Below are 875 nucleotides of genomic sequence, written 5' to 3'. Positions count from 1 at the left end.
AGCAAAGGAGTTGATGAAGCTATGGCAGTTTTCCGCGTGGAGAGAAACACAGGATATACGGTTATGAGTAACCACCATTTACGCAATAAGGAGCTTTCCCTAAAAGCAAAAGGGCTGTTATCACAAATGCTGTCCTTGCCGGAGGATTGGGACTATACCCTTGCAGGACTGTCCTATATCAACCGGGAAAGTATCGACGCTATCCGCACCGCTGTATGGGAGCTTGAAAAAGCCGGATATATCACAAGACGGCAGGGACGCGACGAGAAAGGTAAAATGACCGCTATCGAGTACACCATTTACGAACAGCCACAGCCCCCGGCATTGGATTGTCCGGTATTGGAAAATCCAACAGCGGATAACCCGATATTGGAAAATCCGACAGCGGATAACCCGACGTTGGAAAATCCAATGCAATTAAATAAAGATATACAAAAGACTGACTTATCAAAAAAAGAAAAATCAAATACGGATTTATCAAATAACCATTCCATTCCTATCCTTTCCCCTAACCCCTCTCCTTTGAGGGAAGAAACGGCAGAGCCGGAACGGAAAGGAACGGAAGCGGCAGACGCATACAGCGTGTATGAGGAAATCATCAAGGACAATATCGAGTATGAGCATTTTATCAAGCATACCAACATTGACAGGGAACGCTTGGACGAGATTGTGTCCCTTATCCTTGAAACGGTCTGCACCAAACGAAAGACAATTCGTATCGCCGGGGACGATTATCCGGCAGAGCTTGTCAAAGCAAAGTTTATGAAGCTCAACAGCAGCCACATTGAATTTGTCTTTGACTGCATGAAAGAGAACACCACGAAAATCCGCAACATCAAGCAATATCTGAAAGCGGTACTTTTCAACGCACCCAA

Annotated in this window: 1 protein-coding gene; it reads left to right on the top strand. The window is 45.3% G+C overall.

Annotated features, from left to right (window positions below; all coding sequences use genetic code 11):
* Window positions 1-21: 21 nt before the first annotated feature.
* Window positions 22-875 (top strand): DUF6017 domain-containing protein (locus DWW13_RS18570; protein ID WP_147398354.1); only part of this gene is annotated, 854 nt, incomplete at its 3' end.

The sequence above is a fragment of the Blautia sp. AF14-40 genome (assembly GCF_003479665.1).
GTDB classification, from domain to species: Bacteria; Bacillota; Clostridia; order Lachnospirales; family Lachnospiraceae; genus Fusicatenibacter; species Fusicatenibacter saccharivorans.
This window is presented reverse-complemented; position numbering and strand designations above follow the sequence as displayed.